Genomic DNA, 16,672 nt, shown 5'->3' on the forward strand with positions numbered 1-16,672 from the left:
CTCAGTCTCTGGTTTTATTTTCAGGCTTTGATGATATTGGATGCAGGCTCTCTATACCGCCCGCGACTGTCAATAATTAATTTTGCGCTGGATTTTATGAGAGCGTAGTCAAACTTGTCATGGTCAGTTGTTAACACAACCGCATCAAAGGTCTGTATATTTTCAGCACTTAATGACTCGCTTTTCAGATTAAACTTATGCTCGCGCATCCTTGGGAATACAGGCACGTGCGGATCACTGTACGCAATTTCTGCGCCTTTTCGAACCATCATCTCCATAATCTCAACTGACGGTGACTCTCGCATGTCATCGACATTTTTCTTATAAGCAATACCTAGTACCAGAATTCGACTGCCTTTAATTGCCTTACCAAGGGCGTTTAAACCATCCATTAGTTTACCAACGACATACTCTGGCATGGCACGATTAACTTCTCCGGAGAGCTCGATGAACCTGGTGTGGAGACCGTACTCACGCGCTTTCCAGGTTAAATAAAAAGGGTCGATTGGAATGCAATGCCCGCCAAGACCGGGACCGGGGTAATAAGGAGTAAAGCCAAAAGGTTTTGTTGCCGCTGCATCTACTACCTCGAAAATATCAACTCCCATTCGGTCAGCTACAATCTTCATCTCGTTAACCAAACCGATGTTCACTGCGCGATGAATGTTCTCTAACAACTTTGTCATCTCGGCAACTTTTGTGCTGGATACGGGAACAATTTTCGAGATAGCTTGCTCATAAAGAGCGATACCTATTTGGCGACAGTTTTCAGTGCAACCTCCAACAACTTTGGGGATTGTGCTGGTCTCAAAATTGGGATTACCCGGGTCTTCGCGCTCAGGCGAATAAACAAGAAATATATCACCCCCTACGACCAAACCTTTCTGTTGAACACGAGGTAATAATTCTTCGTCTGTAGTGCCGGGATAAGTTGTGCTCTCTAGCGAAACAACTTGACCTGGTCTAAGATAAGGCACTAGTGAGTCGGTCGTGTTGGTAACAAAACTAATATCTGGTTCACGATACTTATTGAGGGGGGTTGGCACGCATAGAATTAGCGCATCACATTCAGACGCACGACTGAAATCTGAAGTAGCGTCTAAACCAGCGGAAACGGCTGCAGTAACACGACTTGAAACGATATGCTCTATATAACTAACACCAGACTTTATTTTTGCTACTTTATCTGGGTCTATGTCAATGCCTAGAACCTGGTAACCAATGTTGGAATAACGCAGAGCCAATGGCAATCCAACATATCCTAGACCCACAACACCAATTGTTGCGTTTTTGCTATTCAGCTTGTCCAGCAACGCTTTAAACGCGGACATCTAATTTTCCTTTTTGGTTGATCCTAAGACTTGCTACAAGGCGTAAGTAAATACTTTAATGGCATTCACATGGCTTCGATCAGGTAGTTTCCCAAACAACCCTATCAACACCCACTTCTGCCCTACTTCCCATGCGCCTAACGCTGATATTTCATTCTACTTTAGCCTGACTTTTATCTGATCTCACTAATAATAACTGAGACCAACTGAGTTGATCTCACTTGAAGATGACTTCGGTTAGGCTAACCGAGCTATTTGCATAGGAAAACGTTTTTTACTGACTGCGCCTAGATTGTCGCCAGTGATGGAGAGCGGAGTCTCCTTCCCCAACGCCAACCAAATCTCCGACTTATGCAAGCAGGCCTAGGCGCTGCTTTCAATGGCATCCAGAGGTTCTCTTTGACTGGCGCACCGGCGCTCTCAAGTTGCTGCAGGGCGCGTTCAATTTCCTTGAGACTGTCTACTGCCTAAGCGGGTGATCATCAGCGTAACGGCTGCCTGTTCTGCCCACCAAGGGAGAGTCCAGAATACGCACGGTGCCGGCGCGGACGATGCACAATTCTTGCTGTTAAAACCTAAAATTTAACAAATGTCTGACTCATTATTAACATACTACGTCTTCAGACACGCTACCGCCCTACCCGTGCATTTTATGCGGCATCTTGGGTGGGGCTTTGTAAACAGGCTCCCGGAATGTTTCTGTACTGCATTGCACTGTGCCTGATATCTAACAGTGGTGTAATGCGATGGGGACGGAGCAACCCCCTGCCCCAAAAGTTAACCGGCTCGGGCCAGTTGTGTGACGGGAAAGGCGAGGGTTTGAGGGCTGTGCAGGATGTGAAGCAACACAATCACTCTCTCGTCCGGTGTCACGGCTTTGACGATGGCTTCGATGTCTTTGAAACAACCGTCGGTCACTTGTACTTTGTCACCTGCTTTATACAGGGCGACAGGTTTTTCCAGGGTGTAGAATTGATGGCGCAAGGCGTTGATCAGGTCGTCAGATACGCTGCAGGGAGAGCCATTGAAACTGACGATTTTGCCGACTCCACGGGTGCTGCTCAATGCGCCCCAATCGCTCTGCTCAAGGTCTAGCCTGATAAAAATGTAGCCAGGAAAGACGGCTTCATCACGAATGACACGCTTTTTTCGTACGATACGCTCAACAGAAATACTAGGCGAGAAAATAGCAAAGCCCTGATTGCACAGATTCTTTTCGGCACGCTGCTGCTGATTGGCTTTGGATTGGATCACATACCACTTCATGACGAATACTGCTCTAGGTCCTTCCGGATGTCTTCAATCTCTGCTTTCAGCGTTTCGTATTCGGCCATTTTTCGGACTAGAAAGCGTTTGGTGAGCCGCGCACGACTGTCAATACCTGCAGGGGTGAGCACATACAAGTAGCGCTTCTTATTGGCGCTCTTGCTGAAATTTCTGGCCTTGATCAGCCCCTTGTCCACCAGCGCCTTCAGACAGTAGTTGACTTTACCCAGGCTAATACCCAACTCATCGGCCAATTCCCGCTGGCTGACATCAGGGTTCACTTCCAGTGCACGAAGAATTCTGTAGCGGGCGTCTTCCGGGGCCATGATTTGTTTTCTTTTTAGTTTGCTTTGATCTTAATCCGTGTTCAACTATTGAACAATGTACTTATAACCAAGCTACATTGCAATAGCCCATATAGGTTAATTCCCAGCCATACAAAGCTGTTGCCTAACCTCAGTCATTATCTGATTTATAGGCATAATGATAATAGCCGTACCCATATCCGTAACCATAATACGACGATGCCGTTCGCTCGATAGCATTCAAAATACTGCCCTTTACGACCACGCCTGCATTTTCTAGTTGCTCCAGTGAACGTTCGATTTCATTGACCGGGTTTTCACGGAATCGGGTTATCATCAGCGTCGTACCCACCAGTTTCCCTACCACAGCAGCATCCGTTACTGCTAGTGCGGGCGGGGTATCAATAATCACCAGATCGTATTGTGATTCGACATCATCCAGAAACTGTGCAAAGCGCTGTGTCATCAATAGCTCAGAAGGGTTGGGCGGAGCAGTACCACGGGCTATGTAATCCAGGCCATTTTGCTCAGTGCCGCGTAGTACCGTATCCAGAGAACAATCCCCCACCAGGTAATCGGACAAACCTTGCGCACTCTCGCCTTTGAAACTGCGATGGATGTGACCTTTGCGCAAATCAGCATCAATTAATAAAACGCGCTGACCAGACTGAGCACAAATGGCTGCCAGATTAGCTGAAATAAAGCTTTTACCCACCGCTGGGCTAGGCCCGGTTAACATCAATCGCTTATTACCTGCTTCCAACATGGCAAAATGCAAACTGGTGCGCAAGCTACGTAATGCTTCAATAGCCAGGTCAGACGGATCGATTAACGCTAACACACCATTTTCATCTCTGGTACGACGAAATTTTCTCGCCTTACCCATTGTATCAGCCATCGTATTACCAAAAGCTGAGCGTATACGATGTCGCCATTTTCTATCTTTAAATCGGTCAAATAGACGCCGCTGACGCTCGGATAATGGAATCGTTGCATAGACTTGAAGTCCTAACGCTTGCAACTGATCGACAGACTCCACACCACGTCTCAACATGTGTCGTAAAAGCACGACCATCAACCCCAACATAATGCCCGCCATCGAGGAAATAACAATAATCAGATTTTTCCTGGGTTCAATGGGATACGTACCCGTAACAGCATTGTCCAAGATCCTGACATTACCCACAGTCCCCGCTCTGGCAATTCGTAACTCTTGTGTTGCATTGAGCATTTGCATGTAAATCGCTTGCGACACTTCCACATCGCGATTGAGACGCAGCACCTGTCTTTGTGTTTCAGGCAAGTTATCTGTTTGTGCTTCCAGGCGAGAGCGTTCTCGCTCTAGCTGTGAACGCTTTTCCAGCAACGTTTGATAGCTGGGGTGACTGGGAGTAAATCGTTGAGAAAGCTCGCTCTCCTGGATTTCCAGCTGATTCAGTTCAGATTCCAGCTCCACCAATCGCTCAAGCATGCTGCGCGTCTCGAAACTCAAGTCAACGCTATCCTGGCTGGCCCGATAATCATTGAGACGACTTTCCGCAGAATTTAAATCATTCTGAATAAGTGGTGTCTGCTGTTCGAGGAATTCCAGGCGACTTTCCGCCTCAGCGGCCTGGCGATTGATATTCTGTACAAGGTAGACATCTGAAATCGCATTCAGTGAGCGCTCAAGCTCTTCTGGGTCTGGCCCTTCAAGTGTTAATTCAAGAATGCCGGTCTCACGGCCACGCTGCGATACATTAAAGCGAACCTGCAAATTGCGAATCATTTGCGTATCGGTACGTTTAAGCACGGTGAATTCAACACCAGCCGGGGCCGATATTTGCGTCACCAACATTTCAACAAAGGGCGTTTCTATCGTTAACAGTTCACCAAGGCTGCCCTCGCCAAGCACTCTCTCATCTTGATCACTTAAGCGATACCTGTTTGCACCCGTCACGGTTAACGTTAATGGGCGTCCTGTTAACGACGGGTCAACCTGTAACGAATCAACCGTGATACTGTCACCGGCCCAGGCATGGTTGCTGCCTTGTGCAAATCCTGGACGCTCCACGTCCATACGAACCATGGCCGCACCGATGACAGGGAAATAGTTAGGTGTGACGACCAGATCCAATCCGGCCTGTTGCGCCGCACGCCCCATAATCATACGGGAACGTAAAATCTCTGACTGGGTACTGGAAGCCACCTGTTCCTGCCCCATCACAGCCATTTCGATCGATCCCAGGTTGCTTTGCGTTTGCTCTACTTGCAGTAGCGCGTCCGCCCGATAGATAGGCGTCGCCAGTGTGGCATAGGTATAACCGAGTAAGGTGACAATCAGCGTGACAATAATGATCAGCCATTTGTGGTCCAGACAGATGGCCAGCAAATAGCCCAGATCGATTTCATCACTGTTCTGGTTCTGCCCGCGCGACTGCCGGGGTGATTGCACGGGCGCCGCATGATTGGTGTGGCTGTTTGCAAAATTCTCTGACATGTTCTTCCTGTCTTTACCTTAACTGGCGCAGCGATAAACGGCGGCGCAAAAATACTGTATTAAAACTGATATCGAAAAGGTTACTTCAATTTGGGCGCCCACAGATTCACTGAGTCCTGGAGTAAAGCATGCACATGTTCAAACACATCCCGGCTCTTTTTATAAGGATCGGGAATATCCAGCCCATTGTTGGCTCGCGTCCCAGTGGCATGCACCCAGTGCCCAAGCAGCAGTGATTTACCCATCGCCGGCGAAGACATCTGTCCCAGCTGACGTCGCTGATGCTGACTCATGGTCAAAATCAGATCCGCCCACTGGATGATTTCACTGTCCAGTTGACGGGCCACATGGCTAGAAACATCCAGATCAGCCGCCGTGGCAATGTCAGCTGCCGTCGGCTCTGTACCCTGCCCCACCATCGCCGTCAGCCCCGCTGACTGCACCTGCTTGTGTGGCAGTGCCTGCTTCAGCATGGCCTCGGCCACAGGGCTGCGGCAGATGTTTCCCTGGCAAATCACCAGTATGTTCTGGTAGGGGCTGCTCATCCTGTGCCACCCGCTCCCTTTAGCTTATGTATTGATTAAATGGTATGTGACGTTTTTCTCAGCACCACAAGCGATCATAACTGGTTCACCCGGTCGGCTGTGATCAGTGCATTCAGGCTGGGGATGATCTGCGAGATCACGCGGTTCCAGCGTGTCACCGGTGCTGTCGTCACGTACACAATATCGGAAGGTTCCAGCATGAACTGCGTGCCCACGGCAAAGGCCACGGCGTTGCGCACGTTCAACTGGTAGACCGTGGCCAGTTTGTCGCTGGTCGCTTCGGTCTGGCGAATCACAAAAATGCCTTCGGCGTTGGACGTCACCTGGTTCAGACCACCGGAGCGGGTCAGCGCTTCGGTCAGAGACATACGGATGTTGCCCATGGGCAGTGTGTTCACGCGATTCAACTCACCCAGGACAAAGACTTTTTGTTGTCCCAGATCCGGCACGTGCAGGACATCGCCGTGCTGTAAGAGCATGTTTTGTCCCAGACGCCCGTTGTTCAGCATCTCATACACTGACAGACGAGTTTCTACACCATTACGGGACAGCAGCACTTCATGCCAGTTAGCGCCGTCGGCCAGCCCACCGGCACGCGAAATGGCATCCAGCACGGTCATGGGAATATCGTTAATGGGTTGCGGGCCTGGATTAGCGACCTGCCCTGTCACGTAGGCACGTTCGGCGTTAAAACCAATGACGCGCACATTGACTTGTGGCGAGGCAATAAATTCGGCCAGGGGGTTAGCGATGGATTCACGAATTTCATTGGTGGTTTTGCCCGCGACCTGCACCTTGCCGATGTAGGGATAAAAAATCGTGCCATCCGACTCAACAATGATGCCGGAGTTCTGGATATTGTTGTTATTGCTGCCGCTGGGGTTGGTCAGTTCGGGGTGGTCGTAAACGGTGATATGTAGCATATCGCCTTTGCCAACGTGGTATTCGTAGTTAGCGATGTCTTCCTGCAGCGATGCCGGCATGGCGGCCGGGATAAGGTTCTGGGATTGTGATTGCTGGGCAATGACGTTGGAGGTAATGGGGACGATATCGATGGCGTCTTCCAGCGTGTCTTCGTCCAGTGGCTCACCGGCAGTGGCGTCGGATTCCGCATCGCCACCGCGTAGTCCGGGGAACCAGGTGCCGCGGTTGACTTCAAACCAGTTGCTGCCGGCGTCGGCTTCATAAATGTCGGGGTCGATATTACTGCCTGGCACCAGGACGCAGGCGCTGAGGCTGATCAGCAAGGTTGTCAACGTCGCGACTTTGAAAAAACCGCTGCGGAATGAGCTTGATGCGAGACGACTGTCTGGTACCGCTTTCCTGCTGTTTGGCTGTTCGTTGCCATGAATCCGGTTGTTTTCGCTGTGCTCGTGGATCTTCTTATTACGCATGCCTACCACTTACTCTCATTCCATGAACCGACGCATTGTAACGAATAAATAACGCCAATGCTTGCTTTTGCTGCCGTATTACTACCAATGGCTAGGTGCTCCTTTACAGGATACCCAGTTTCTCAGTGCTGTCATGACACTAACATGACAGCTGATTATGACATTTTCCTGTCAATTTACGAATAAATGTTGATTCTTCAACTGCTTATTCAGGCTTATCTTTCAAAAACCGAGCCAGTGTTCACTCAGGTTTCCCTGGCAAATTTGCAACACGGGCAATTTGAACGATTTCTCGCCGGATGCAAGGCGCACGTTACGCTGTCGTATTCAGCAGCGCCAACAGGCCGGCCTCGTCCATGACCTCAACACCCAGTGACTGTGCTTTTTCCAGCTTGGAACCCGCCCCCGGTCCAGCTACCACCACCGAGGTCTTTTTGGAGACACTGCCCGCCACTTTGGCGCCCATGGCCTGCAGTTTCTGCTTGGCTTCATCGCGTGTCATCGCTTCCAGCGTGCCGGTCAGTACCCAGGTTTGGCCAGCCAGTGTCTCCGACCGCACCTCAACCACTTCCTCTGGCCAGTTCACGCCCACTTCCCGCAGCTCCTTGATAACCGCCTGGTTAGCGTCATTATCAAAAAAGTGAACGATATGTTCCGCCATGATCGGGCCGACATCAGCGACTTCTATCAGGGCCTCCTGATCGGCTGCCATCAGTGCATCCAGTTGCACGAAGTGGGCGGCCAGCGCTTGCGCAGTGGCTTCGCCGACTTCGCGAATCCCCAGGGCAAACAGTAACCGTGGCAAGGTGGTGGTTTTAGATGTCTCAATGGCGGCCAGCAGGTTATCGGCTGATTTTTCGCCCATGCGCTCCAGGCTGACCAGTTGCTCTTTTGTGAGGCGGAAAATATCAGCCACGGTATGCACCATGTCGGCATCCACCAGTTGCACGACCAGCTTCTCGCCCAGGCCATCGATATCCATGGCAGCGCGACTGCAAAAATGGCGCAGGGATTCTTTGCGCTGGGCCGGACAGATCAGACCGCCGGTACAACGGTACAGCACGTCACCGTCTTTCTCGACCGGGGAATCACAGGCCGGACAATGAGACGGCATTTCGATGGCTTTGCGTTCGTTTGCCTTTTCATCGTCAGCCGCCGGCGGAATCACCGAAATAATTTTGGGAATCACATCACCGGCCCGGCGCAGCACGACCCGATCGCCAATCTGGACGCCCAGCCGCTCAATTTCGGCCATGTTGTGGAGGGTGGCATTGCTGACCGTGACACCACCGACAAATACAGGCTTCAGCCGGGCCACTGGCGTAATGGTGCCGGTGCGCCCTACCTGGAACTCCACGTCATTCAGTGTGGTAGAGGCTTCTTCCGCCGGAAACTTGTAAGCCATGGCCCAGCGCGGCGTGCGGGCATTACTGCCCAGTTCGTGTTGCAGGGTCAGTGAATCGACCTTGATCACCGCACCGTCGATTTCATAGTCGAGATCATCGCGTTTGCTGAGCAGATCCCTGGCGTAATCCAGGCAGGCCTGCCAGCCTTTGACACGACCGCGCTCCGGATTCAGGGGCAAGCCCCAGTCACCCAGCATGGCCAGCACCTCGCTGTGATTGCTTGGCCAGTCGGTGGACACGGAGGATTCTGCTGCGTCTGAGGACACCGTTGCTGAGTAGGCAAAGAATTTCAGCGGACGCCGTGCCGCGATCCGCGGATCCAGTTGCCGCAAGGTGCCCGCAGCCGCATTGCGGGGGTTCACAAACACCCGGCCGCCCTCTTCTTTCTCGGCGGCGGCGTTCATGCGGGCAAAGCCGGAGCGGGTCATGTAAATTTCGCCGCGCACTTCCAGTCGGGCCGGGGCTTGTACCTTTTCTTTGCCTTTGCCGCTGTAGCCGCCTGCGCTGCCACTGTCGTCACCTTGGATCGCCAATCGCATGGGGATGTCGCCGATGGTTTTGACGTTGTGCGTGATGTCTTCCCCGGTCACCCCGTCACCGCGGGTGGCTGCCCGGGTCAGCTTGCCATGTTCATACAACAAGCTGACGGCAACGCCATCGATTTTGGGCTCACAGGCATAATGCAGGCTGTCATCGCTGACCTGGTCATCCAGGCGTTTGAGCAGACGGGCTTCAAAATCGGCGAGATCCTGTTCGTTGAACACCTTGGACAGCGACATCATCGGAATGTCGTGTGTGACCTGGGTGAAGGATGCCAGCGGCTCACTGCCGACTCGCTGACTGGGGGAATCGTCCGTGATCAGCTCAGGATACTCGGCTTCCAGCGCCAGCAGGCGATCGAACAGTTTGTCGAAATCGGCATCGGGGATTTCCGGCGCATCCTCGCGATGATAGCGCCGATTATGGTAATCGATTTGCTCGCGCAGGGAAGCCAGCTCTGCCGCGACGTCTTGCGGTTTAGCGTCGTCCATGAGCATGTTTCAATTGCTGTAATTCAAAGTCGCGAATGCGCTGACGGTAATGTTCCATCGTTTGCGCTGTCATCACCGAGCGGTTGTCATCCTTGAGCTCGGCATCCAGAGACTGCTGTACGTGTCTGGCCGTAGCCAGCATCTGCTCGTAAACCAGCATGTTATTGCTGGCCACATTCGGCAGCGTCATGAAGAAACAGACACCCGGCGTGGTGAACTCGCTGATTTCGTTCAGGTCGAAGGTGCCCGGATTAAGCGCGTTGGCCACGCTGAACAGGACCGGTCCGTTCTTGCCATTGGCATGACGGTGGAAGATGGACATCTCGCCGAAACGCAGACCGGATGACAACAGCACCTGCAGCAATTCATCCCCGGCAAAGCGTCGACCCTGGCGGGCCAGTACATTGATGGCCAGCACTTCCGAGGGCTCGTTACTGTCGTCGTCGTTTTCTTCGTAGCTGCTGTCTGTGTACGGATCCTGATCAAAGCCATCATCAAACGCAGATTGCTGCTGGTATGGTGATGCGGACTGCCCGGTTGCCTGCCCAGGTGCAGCACGACGTTGACGGCCGTAACCATCATCCTGCTGCCCCGCTACTGCTTCAGCGGCCTGTGCGTCAACTTCAATATCGAGACTCAATTGCTGCTCCTGATAACTGCCAGCACCTTGTTGTCTGCCAACACTTTCTTCCGGATAAGCGTCTTCTGGGTAACCGTCTTCCGGGCAGCCTAGACCTTGTTGATCGTCTGCATTATTCCAGACAGTTTCCTGCTCTTGATGCTCCGTATACCGCTTGTCATATTCTGTCTGCGCGTTTTCTTCTGTTTGTTCGTACCACTGATCTTGATCAGCGTTCGACTCAACCGGATCTTGCTGTTGATGCACCTGCTCTGGGGTCGACTCAACCGACTCAATCGTGTCGGCAGATTTTTTGGCACCCAGTCGTTTGAAAGCGCCACTGGCCCAGCTCATCCAGCTTCGGCCACGAGACGACTCCTTCTCTTCAATTTCTTCCATGGCTGCCTGACGACGCAAACGGTCTTCATCGTCGAACAGCTCATCAAGATCATCTTCCGGATCGACAGCAGCAAAGGCATCGTCCTCACTGGGCTCTGGTTCGGCATCCGCTTCCAGTTCGTCATCGAAGTCCGGGACGCTGTCTTCATCCGCTTCTGCCGTTTCAGCTATTTCAGCTATTTCAGCTGTTTCAGCTGTTTCAGCTGTTTCCACAACGTCGTCGTATTGAGCGGCTTCTTCAGCCAATTCAGAGACGTCAGCAGTGTCCTCATCCCGATCGCTGTACTTTTCTTCACGATCGCTGTATTCGGCTTCCTGTAATTCATCTTCTTCTGCTATTAACTGATCTTCCTGATCAACCGCAGAGTCTACCTTGTCTTCAGCATCCAGGCTGTAAAAGTTATCACCGGCAACCGGCTCATCATCAAAACCGCTGTCTTCATCGTTCTCGCTGTAATCAAACAGCGGGTCGAAGTCTTCGTCGTCGCGATCTTCGAACAGCACTTCATTGTCGACGTCCTCATTCGCGGAATATTCCAAAGAATCTGACGTTTTCTTGCCGTCTTCAGTCATTTCTTCGGTTTCCCTTTCCTCTTCACTTTCTGCACTCTCAGCACTACCACTCACATCAAGGTCTTCATCTTCTGCAGAGACAGTCATAGGTGCTGCATTCTCTTCCAGCAGCTCATCCAGGACATGATCAAGATCGCGTTCCTCACGTTCCGGGTGAAGGGCTTCGTCCTGGGCATATTCTTCTGCCACCAGGTCAACGTCTACCGAGCCACTGTCTTCATCACCTTCATCAATCAGCGGATCCGCATCTGCGTCACCCTGTTCAAAATTGACAGCCTCAAGGCCCGCATCTTCTTCCGTTTCAACAGAATCATCGCCCTCATCATCTTCCACAGAAGCCAATGGTTCTGAGTCTTCCTCTTCAGCATAGTCACCCAATACAGGCTCTGGCTGATCGTCTTCAAAATTATCCCAGTCAGCGTCATTGTCTGACGCTTGCAGTCCTTCCTTCGCCGATTCCTCTGATGCGATGTCAGCCATCTCATTCTCTGTGGGCTCACGTTCTTCCATGACTTCACCGGGTTCACTGACGTCAGACAGGAAGACATTGTTATCCTCTTCCTCATCGTCCCAGTCTTCGAGTTCAGGACGCTCTTCCTCGTCATCAACATCCCAGTCACTGCTCTCCAGGTCATCGGCTGCCGCTTCGCTAAAGAGAGCATCCGCTTCGCTTGCATCGGAGTCACTGTCTTCCCAGTCATCGTCGTCCCGGTTATTCGCAAACAGCGGCTCGGCGTGATCCAGGTCAAAGCCTTCCTCGTGGAAATCCGCAGCGCCATCCTCTTCTTCGGCTTCTGTCTCTTCCAGTTCCTGGTCAGACACACTTTCGCTCAACACTGAGGATTCTGACTGAGTCGTGGCCGCTGCGGTGCGATTCACTTCGCGGGCGGGTGAAACATCATCCATCCAGGCGTCATCCATCTCAGCGTTATTGTCCCAGTTGTCATCATTAATGGATTCACCCAGCGGATCGTCATTATCGATGTCAGTGCCTGTGGTGACAGGTTCAATGCCATCTGAATCTTCAGCCACTTCTTCAGATGTAACCGTCACTTCTTCGACTTCTGTTTCAACGAGATCCATGCCTTCGGTTGACGCCAGTGTTTCAGAAACAGGTGTCATTTCCTGTTCCTGTTCTTGTTTATGTTCTTGGAAATGATCCGCTTGCACCGTTTCCACAGCTTCTGTTTCTGTGAATGGCGTTTGTGCATCAGTATCCGCCGCAGACGTTTGATGGGCGTCAGTGGCGGCAGCGCGATTCTGATCCCGATTTTTAAAGGCATTGGTTCGCGGCGGCTTGAGGGTGGACTTGCGCGGAGGGGCCTTGGCTTGCGTTGTCGCTTTCGCCTGCCCACTAGCGGTTTCATTTAGCCCCTGGCTTTGCATCACTCGCGCAAAAGAACGCTCTACCTGACGGGCGCCGCCACTGGGCAGTTCACGCAGTTCGAGCTCATCCAGGTCATACTCCGGGATGTTTTTATCCAGGGCGATTTTGATTTTGTTCTTGCGACCGCTAATGGCCACGAAAATACCACGCAGTACAACGACCACGATGGCAAAGATAAGAAGTAGTATTAGCAGTTCGCGAATACTCATTATTGTTCCTTACATCGCTGCCAGTTCGGCGGCTTCATCGATATCCACCGCTACCATGCGCGACACACCCGGCTCGTGCATGGTGACACCCAGCAGCTGATTGGCGATTTCCATGGTCAGCTTGTTGTGCGTAATAAACACAAACTGTACCGATTCAGACATTTCTTTAACCAGTCGGCTGTAACGTCCCACGTTGGCATCATCAAGCGGTGCATCAACCTCATCCAGCATACAAAATGGTGAGGGGTTCAGCCGGAAGATCGAGAACACCAGCGCAATCGCCGTCATTGCCTTTTCACCACCGGAGAGCAGGTGAATCGTGCTGTTACGCTTGCCTGGCGGGCGCGCCATAATGGCGACACCGGTATCGAGCAGGTCTTCACCGGTCATATCCAGATAGGCATGGCCACCACCGAACACTTTCGGGAACAGCTCCTGCAAACCGGCATTGATCTTGTCAAAGGTCTCTTTAAAGCGCGTCCGCGTCTCCCGGTCAATTTTACGGATGGCATTTTCCAGGGTCACCAGCGCTTTTTGCAGGTCTTCATCCTGGGCATCCAAATAGACTTTACGTTCGGACTGCTGTTCGTATTCCTCAATCGCTGCCAAATTGATGGCACCGAGGCGCTGAATGCGATTATTGAGCAATGCCAGTTCGTCTTCGCAGCCTTTGGCGGTCAGCTCTTCGGGCAGATTGGCCAGCACGGTGTCCAGATCATAGCGTGCTTCCTGTAATTGCTCGACCAGGGCCTGGCGCTTGACCAGATCACCTTCAGTTTTCAGGCGATGCTCCATCAGTTTCTCGCGCACGCCACCGGCATCACGCTCAAAACCGGCGCGCTGCTGCTCAATGCTACGCAACTGATGTTCGTTCTCATCGGCCGCGGCCTTGGCCTTGTTCATCTGTTCTTCGACTTCAACCCGTTGCTGCAGCAGCGTTTCCAGCTCCAGGCGCTTGTCGTCCATGGGTTCGTCTGACTGGCTTAACTGCTGCTCGATTGACTCGATGCGTTCGCGGGCACGTTGCACCTGGGTGCCCATGCGGTCCATGGTGTCTTTTAATGATTTGATCTGCGACTGCAGCAACTGATCTCGCATGCTGAACTGGTGCAACTGGTCTTTGTCGTGGCGCGCTTTCTGACGTACCTGATCCAGTGTGGCACGGAATTCGTCGCGCTGTTGTAGCAGGGTTTCACGACGATCCGTGTCCTGCTCCATGGCATCCAGGGCATTTTGCAGACGTTCGCGCGATTCGGTGATATTTTCCTGCTCGATTTCCAGCTGTTTCTGCAGTTCCTGAAGATCCTGGTCCAGCCGCTGACGGCGCTGGTTGGTCTGCTCTTCCTGGGCAATCCTGGCGCTGAGCTGGGATTTCAGCTCGCTGTGTTCGCGGGTGTTCTGGGCAATCTGGCGCTGCACACTTTCACGCTGCTGCTCCAGATCCTGCAAACGATCACGACCACTTTGCTGTGCCTCGACCATGTCGTCGACTTTCAGTTGCAGGGTTTCCATGGTCTCGCTGAGCTGGGCCATTTCGCTCTTGCGGGCCAGCAGACCTTCGCTGGCATCCACGGCTTTGCGCACGCGAATCCAGTTGCGACCCAGCCAGATGCCCTGCTGCGTGACGATGGAGGCGTCAGCTGGCAGTTGCGCTCGTTGCTGCAGAGCCTGGTCCAGCGACTCAGCAACGTAGATACCCTGAAGCAAGGTCGACACATCCAGGCTGGATTGAATCTTGTCACTGAGCGGACTCAGTGTGCTGACAGAAGGCTGGCTGCCTGATGCGGATGCGGTATCACTATCATCGCTATCATCAGTATCGATTAAAGAGACCACACCGTCCGGCAGGGCCTCCAGCGCGGCAGCGACGCTATCCAGTCCGGGCACGCAAACCGCTTGCAGGGTGTCACCCAGCACGGCCTCCACGGCACCTTCCCAGCCTGAGTCGACACGAATCTGTTCGCCCAGTCTTGGCTTGTCGCTCAGCGCATGGTCATTGAGCCATTTGTTCAGTTTGTCATTCTTCTGTCCCAGCGCGGCCTGTTGCAACGCTTCCAGCGAGGCATACTGACCTTTACTGCGCTGCAGTTCGCTGCGCGACTGATCCAGATCCTGGGACAGCTGTTGCGACTGGCTGCGCTGATCGTCAATTTGTTCAGCCAGATTGTGATTCTCTTCCTGCTGAACCTCCAAAGCTTCTTCGGCCTGGGTGATCTGCATGCTCAGTTCGTCGATAGCGCTCTGTTCGGGGTTCTCACCCAGCGTCTCGCGCTCTTCCTTCAGGCGGCTACGTCGCTCGATCCCACGTTCAACAATGCGCTCAAGTTGCTGAATTCTCGACTGTTCAACTTCAGCAACCTGGCGTGGCTCTTCGGAACGTTGTGAGAACTCGTCCCAGTCCTGCTGCCACTGCTGCATGCGCTCTTCGGCTTCTTCCTGCTGGATGGCAGACTCTTCGGCAGTATGCTCGGCCATCTCCAGATCGGGCGCCAGCGTGTCCTGCTCTTCCTGCAGCTGGGCCAGTTTGTCGACATCCATATCCATGTCGGCCTGGGTCTGCTTGAAGTTGCGACGATGGTCTTCCAGCTCCTGGCGAAGCTGCTGCATGCGCTCTTTCTGGAACTCAATGGTCTGCTCAATACGGGCAATGTCACCACCGATGCTGTAATAACGCCCCTGCACTTCACTCAAAGTGTCATTCAGGTCGGTCTGGCGAATCAGCAGCTCTTCGTGCTGGGCATCCAGTGAGCGCTGATCAGCAATCACCGATTCGAGTTTGATCTCCAGCTCATTGATAATGGCCTGTTTGGACTCAACCTCGTCGTTCAAGGCTTTCCACTTCAAGGCATTAAACTGCGCATTAAGATCGCGCTCTTGTGCTTTGTATTCTTTGTACTTTTCTGCTGCTTGCGCCTGGCGATGCAGATGCTGCAACTGACGCTCCAGCTCTTCACGAATGTCGGTCAGACGTTCCAGGTTTTCGCGGGTGCGGCGGATACGGTTCTCAGTATCACGGCGACGCTCTTTGTACTTGGAGATGCCGGCGGCTTCTTCAATAAAGATGCGCAGCTCTTCGGGCTTGGACTCAATCAGCCGCGATACCATGCCCTGCTCAATGATCGAGTAACTGCGCGGACCCAGACCGGTACCGAGGAAAATATCGGTAATATCACGCCGACGACATTTGGCGCCGTTGAGCATGTAGATGTTCTGACCGTCGCGGGTCACCTTGCGCTTGATGGAAATCTCGGCAAAACGGGCGTACTCACCCTGGATGCGGTTATCCGAGTTGTCGAAAACCAGTTCGATACTGGCCTGCCCCACGGGTTTTCGCCCCCCGGAGCCATTAAAGATGACGTCGGTCATGCTTTCGCCGCGCAGGTTCTTGGCTGAGCTTTCACCCATCACCCAACGCACGGCGTCAATGATATTGGACTTACCGCAACCGTTCGGGCCGACGACCGCACAGAGATTACTGGGTAAATTAACCGTGGTCGGGTCCACAAACGATTTGAACCCGGCGAGTTTGATACTTTTTAAACGCATTTGGAGTGGACGGTGTCCTGTTTGAATTATGACTTCCTTATGAATCTGTAGAGTGTAGCGAAAAAACACGCTGCATGGGGAGTGGGAATTCAGGAAATGTGAAATAAAGTTGCCGGATGATGGGAAAATCTCCCTGATGACGAGAACAGCGATCTGAATAATGGGATTGGCAAGGGCAGAAA

9 protein-coding genes are annotated in these 16,672 nt (G+C 52.6%); all 9 read right to left on the minus strand.

Annotated features, from left to right (window positions below; translation table 11 throughout):
* Positions 1 to 20: 20 nt before the first annotated feature.
* The gene (locus tag PSCS_RS08775) at positions 21 to 1,331 is read right to left on the minus strand and encodes a nucleotide sugar dehydrogenase (protein ID WP_068811742.1); all 1,311 of its coding nucleotides are present in this window, start codon (positions 1,329 to 1,331) and stop codon (positions 21 to 23) included.
* Positions 1,332 to 2,108: 777 nt separating this feature from the next.
* Positions 2,109 to 2,597 (minus strand): transcription/translation regulatory transformer protein RfaH, encoded by a 489-nt coding sequence (rfaH, locus tag PSCS_RS08780; protein WP_068811743.1) that lies wholly within the window; start codon positions 2,595 to 2,597, stop codon positions 2,109 to 2,111.
* The gene (locus tag PSCS_RS08785; RefSeq protein WP_068811744.1) at positions 2,594 to 2,923 is read right to left on the minus strand and encodes a MarR family EPS-associated transcriptional regulator; all 330 of its coding nucleotides are present in this window, start codon (positions 2,921 to 2,923) and stop codon (positions 2,594 to 2,596) included. Before PSCS_RS08785 ends, rfaH begins: the two co-directional genes overlap by 4 nt.
* A 130-nt stretch (positions 2,924 to 3,053) precedes the next feature.
* Positions 3,054 to 5,381, minus strand: coding sequence for a polysaccharide biosynthesis tyrosine autokinase (locus tag PSCS_RS08790; RefSeq protein WP_082866416.1), 2,328 nt, complete (start codon positions 5,379 to 5,381; stop codon positions 3,054 to 3,056).
* Positions 5,382 to 5,461: 80 nt separating this feature from the next.
* Positions 5,462 to 5,926 carry a low molecular weight protein-tyrosine-phosphatase gene (locus PSCS_RS08795; RefSeq protein ID WP_068811745.1) on the minus strand — a complete coding sequence of 155 codons (465 nt, stop codon included), beginning with the start codon at positions 5,924 to 5,926 and terminating at the stop codon, positions 5,462 to 5,464.
* A gap of 74 nt (positions 5,927 to 6,000) precedes the next feature.
* On the minus strand, positions 6,001 to 7,320 hold the full coding sequence (locus tag PSCS_RS08800; RefSeq protein ID WP_068811746.1) for a polysaccharide export protein: 1,320 nt from the start codon (positions 7,318 to 7,320) through the stop codon (positions 6,001 to 6,003).
* A 313-nt stretch (positions 7,321 to 7,633) separates the two neighbouring features.
* Positions 7,634 to 9,757 carry an NAD-dependent DNA ligase LigA gene (ligA, locus tag PSCS_RS08805; RefSeq protein WP_068811777.1) on the minus strand — a complete coding sequence of 708 codons (2,124 nt, stop codon included), beginning with the start codon at positions 9,755 to 9,757 and terminating at the stop codon, positions 7,634 to 7,636.
* Entirely contained in the window at positions 9,744 to 12,944 is a 3,201-nt protein-coding gene (gene zipA / locus PSCS_RS08810) for a cell division protein ZipA (protein ID WP_068811747.1), read from the minus strand. The genes ligA and zipA overlap by 14 nt, the downstream gene beginning before the upstream one ends.
* 9 nt (positions 12,945 to 12,953) lie before the next feature.
* Positions 12,954 to 16,490 (minus strand): chromosome segregation protein SMC, encoded by a 3,537-nt coding sequence (gene smc / locus PSCS_RS08815; protein WP_068811748.1) that lies wholly within the window; start codon positions 16,488 to 16,490, stop codon positions 12,954 to 12,956.
* Positions 16,491 to 16,672: the final 182 nt, after the last annotated feature.

Origin of the sequence: Pseudohongiella nitratireducens (assembly GCF_001642735.1) — a bacterium.
Taxonomy (GTDB): Bacteria; Pseudomonadota; Gammaproteobacteria; order Pseudomonadales; family Pseudohongiellaceae; genus Pseudohongiella; species Pseudohongiella nitratireducens.